Source organism: Pseudomonas edaphica (assembly GCF_005863185.1).
Lineage (GTDB): Bacteria > Pseudomonadota > Gammaproteobacteria > Pseudomonadales > Pseudomonadaceae > Aquipseudomonas > Aquipseudomonas edaphica.
The window spans coordinates 1-3,367 of sequence record NZ_VBVZ01000648.1; the positions used below are offsets into that span (position 1 = coordinate 1).

The 3,367-nt window shown below is 61.4% G+C and carries 3 protein-coding genes; all 3 read right to left on the reverse strand.

All coding sequences use genetic code 11. The annotated features are described in order from the left end of the window. Positions 1–78 precede the first annotated feature (78 nt). Positions 79–1,296, reverse strand: a complete 1,218-nt coding sequence (locus FEM54_RS28250; RefSeq protein WP_138453824.1) for a phospholipase D-like domain-containing protein — start codon at positions 1,294–1,296, stop codon at positions 79–81. Between the two features lie 56 nt (positions 1,297–1,352). After that, positions 1,353–2,000: a MotA/TolQ/ExbB proton channel family protein gene (locus tag FEM54_RS28255; RefSeq protein WP_017136406.1), complete on the reverse strand. Its 648-nt coding sequence runs from the start codon at positions 1,998–2,000 to the stop codon at positions 1,353–1,355. A gap of 25 nt (positions 2,001–2,025) precedes the next feature. Then, positions 2,026–3,367 (reverse strand): TonB-dependent receptor domain-containing protein (locus FEM54_RS28260; protein ID WP_138453825.1); only part of this gene is annotated, 1,342 nt, incomplete at its 5' end.

The following is a 3,367-nucleotide window of genomic DNA, read 5'->3' on the forward strand; positions in this document are numbered from 1 at the left end:
GAAGTTGTCGACTGACAGTCCGCCATCGCAGGCAAGCCAGCTCCCACAGGGGGTTACAGTGAAGTTTGAAATGAGTGCTCAAGGCTTACCCGGATGCGGCTCCGGATACGATGCCATCACGTCCAACGCCTTGGCATACGGCCCCTCCCACAACTGCTCGTGCAACTGCCCGATGCGCTTGGCCATCGCCGCGTCGTGCATCACCACTTCCAGGTTGCGCGAGTTATCCAGATACCCGCCCAACCAGTTGCTGGTGCCAACCCAGGCCACTTGCCCGTCGATCTCCATGGTCTTGCTGTGGATCACCCGCGCATACGGAATAAACCCTTGTTTGGCTTCGGGCAGGGTGACGATCTTGACCTCGACGTTGGGCAGCACGGCCAGGCTTTTGAGGTAGGGCAGTTCCAGCTTGTCGGTGTTCCAGTTGGACACCATCAGCTTGACCGACACCCCACGCGCAGCGGCGGCGCGCACGGCGTTGTCGATCACTGCGTAGTAGGGGCGGGTTCTATCCGGCCCGTAGGACAGCGGCGCGTAGTCGAGCAATTGCACGCGCACTTCTTTCTTGGCTTCGCTTAGCAGGCGCGGCAGTTCCAGTTGTGAGTCGCCCACGCCGGGCGGGTTGTAGCGTTGCGGGCTGGCCACCAGGTAGTTGCCGGTGCGCGCAGGCTCCTGGGCCGCAGCGGGCAGTGGCACCGGTTGCTTATCCGCCAAGGCGGCCTGGGCTTGCCAGTCCTGGTTGAAGATCGCCTGCACCTGGCTGACCACGCTGGCATCGCTGATGCGCAACCCGGTTTCATGGATATGCTCCAGCGAGCGCCAATCGAAATTCTGACTGCCGACAAACGCCTGCTTGCCGTCCACCACCATGTACTTGGCGTGGATGATCCCGCCGCTCAACTGCCCATAGGCCAGCACGCGAAAGGTCAGGTTAGGAATTGCGCGCAGGCGTTCCAGCGTAGACGCCTCCGACAGCCGAATACCTTTTTCCTCCAGCAGAAAGCGAATCTTCACACCCCGTTTTCCGGCAGCTTCCAGATGCTCGATCACCTTGTCCATCACCGAACCGGGATGGTCGGCCGCGTAGAACTGGCCGATATCAATGCTGCTTTTTGCGCCGTCAAACAGCTCGATCCACACCGGCCCTGGCTGGCGCAAGTCGGCAGTCCCCAGCGCAGTGTCCACCGGTACGGTGTGTACCAATTCAAACCCTGGAATTGAAAAGTCCGCCTGGGCAAGCGGACTCAACAGAAGGCCGGTCAGGCCTGCGATACGCAACTTTATCGAGAGGGACATAGGCGTCTCATCGGGGCAAAAAGAAAGGCGGGCGCATCATGCGCCCGCCCTGAAGGTCATGCCGTGCGGGTGTGCAACGGCGTTGGCACCAGATGCGGTACTTCACCCTGTACACGGGCGCCGGTGGCCGCACGGATCAGCAGGATTTTCAGCTGGTCGTTGATGCGCTCCAGGCTGTCCTGGAAGAAGTTGTGGAACACCACGCAGAACAGCGCGATGGCGATACCCAGGCCGGTGGCGAACAAAGCCGTACCGATGCCACCGGAGATCTGGCCTGGGTCGGACACGCCGGCACTGGCCAGCGCCTTGAAGGTGTCGATGATGCCGAGGATGGTGCCCAGCAGGCCCAGCAATGGCGCGGCGGTGGTGATGGTCTCGATGATCCACAGGCTGCGCGACAGCGGCGCACGGGTCTTGAGGTACTGGGTTTCGATTTCGTCGTCCAGGTCCTTGCGCGAGCCGTTGGAGGCCTTTTGCGCGAGGATCGGCAGCACCATGTTCAGCGGCAGGCTGTCGCGGCGGGTGAGGCTTTCTGGCAAGTCGCGCTCGCTGTGCACGTTGGCGCCCAGCACGTCGGTCAGGGCGCGGGCCTGGCGGCGCACGTAAGCGAAGTAGATGCCCCGTTCGATGGTGATGAAGATCGCGATCGCCATCGCGGCGTACATCACATAGAAGGTGATTTGGTGCAGCAGGTCCATGTCCATGAGTGTGTTCCTCTCAGGTGATTAATCAGAAATTCGCTTCCAGGGAAACCGTGACGGTACGGTCCAGGCCGACGATGTAAGCCGGGTCACCATCGCGGAAACCGCTGTAGCTCGCCGCGTTGGTCTTGGTGGTGTACACGCCGTCCAGGTACTTCTTGTCAAACAGGTTGTCGACGTTCAGGCGCAGGGTGGCGTCCTTGACCACTTTCTTGTCCACGGGCAGGTAGATACCGGCGCCGAGGTTGAAAACGGTGCGCGCCGAAATGGCTTCGTCGTTGGTCAGGTCACCGTAGAGCTTGCTGGTGAATTTGCCGCCGAAGGTGCCGTAGAAACGCCCGTCGTCATAGCCGATGTTGGCCGCCAGCATGTTGGCCGGCACGTTGGCGAACTGCTTGCCGCTGGTGGGCAATACGATCGGTTTGCCGGCGCTGAAGACGGTCAGGTCGTCCTGCTGCTTGGAGCTGGTGTAGGTGTAGGAGGTGTAGTAATTGAAGTTGTGCGGCAGCTTGCCGCTCCACTCCAGTTCCAGGCCTTTGTTGATCACGGTGCCGGCGTTGATGTCGGCCGAATCGCCGTTGCTGTCCAGGGACGTGAGTTGGCGGTTCTTGAACTGCATGTAGAACAGGGTGGCGGCGAGGGTCATGTCTTCGCCGGTGTAGCGCCAGCCCAGTTCCTGGTTCCAGCTCAGTTCCGGCTTGGAGTCCAGGGAGCCCACGCCTTTGTCGTACAGCACGTAGTTCTGCGGGATACGCATGTTGCGCGAAAGGCTGTAGAACAACTGGTCACGCTCGTCGAGCTGGTATTTCAGGCCAGCGTTGGGCAGCAACTTGTTGTAGGTCTGGTTGGCCTTGCCCGGTTGTTCGGTGAGGCTGCCGTGGTTGGTGCCCTCACGCTCGACATTCATGTAGGCAAGGCCCGCGATCAGGGTCCAGTCCGAGTTGATGTACCAGGTGTCCTGAGCCCAGACTTTTTGCGCTGGCGTTACGGTGTAGCGGTCGCGGCCTTGTACGGTGTTGCCATTGGCGTCGACCACGGAGCTGGCGTCCGGCCAAGTGTCGCTGGGCTTGCCGCTGTTCTTGAGGGCAATGAACGGCTGGGTCTGGCTTTGGCGGGCGCGCTCGTACCAGTAGCCGAATTGCAGGCTGTGGTCGCCCAGGTCCCAGTTCAGCTTGGTGGTGATGCCCGGGCGCCAGGTCTGGGTGCGCGAAGGGCGGTAGTAGACGCCCGTCGTCGCCGAGCCGTCAGCGTTGTACTGGGCCTGCGTCGGCAGGTTGCCGAGGTCGAATACGCCGCCTTTGTTGGAACCGCTGTTGAGCGCATAGGCGGAGGAGCCCACGCCGCTGCCGTTGCCGTAGTAGTAATACGGG

Bases quoted from the DNA above. Each gene is read 5' to 3' on its own strand.
- FEM54_RS28250 (WP_138453824.1), bottom strand. From the start codon at position 1,296: ATGTCCCTCTCGATAAAGTTGCGTATCGCAGGCCTGACCGGCCTTCTG.
- FEM54_RS28255 (WP_017136406.1), bottom strand. From the start codon at position 2,000: ATGGACATGGACCTGCTGCACCAAATCACCTTCTATGTGATGTACGCC.